At 35.1% G+C, this 478-nt stretch carries 1 protein-coding gene; it reads right to left on the bottom strand.

Annotated features, from left to right (window positions below; all coding sequences use genetic code 11):
• On the bottom strand, nt 1-478 hold a 478-nt coding region (locus tag OC23_RS19140), incomplete at both ends, for a hypothetical protein (RefSeq protein ID WP_038343374.1).

The following is a 478-nucleotide window of genomic DNA, read 5'->3' as shown; positions in this document are numbered from 1 at the left end:
ATCTGATAATGCATAACTTTGCCAAGAATCAAATACCTGATAATCAAATGCTCCTGAGAAGAAAGCACTCAAAGTTAATCCTTTCCAAGACATATCTGTTCTTAAACCTGCCATCCATTTAGGAAAAGGAGTAGAACCCTGAAAGAATTGTTCAGCTTCTGTTCTATTAGTTGTTGTAGCTGTTTTTGTTTCATCAGTCCAATAAAGTCCTGCTCCAGTTGCTTTATCAACACCTGCCCATCCGTAAGTATAGTATTCTCCAAACTCACGTCCTTCTTGTATAGCTTTCATACCTCCTGCTAAATATCTGGCATCTGGATCTAACATTTTACCTACTTCTGATTTATTATAAGAAGCATTTGCTGTTAATGACCATCTAAAGTCTCCTTTATTAAATGGACGAACTGTCAAAATTGCTTCAATACCTTTATTTTCAATTTCTCCAATATTAGTAAAACTACTATTAACTGGAGATGGA

It is taken from the genome of Acinetobacter sp. A47 (assembly GCF_000805455.1).
GTDB lineage: Bacteria > Pseudomonadota > Gammaproteobacteria > Pseudomonadales > Moraxellaceae > Acinetobacter.
The sequence above is the reverse complement of the archived record's forward strand: the minus strand, read 5'-3'. Positions and strand labels throughout refer to the sequence as shown.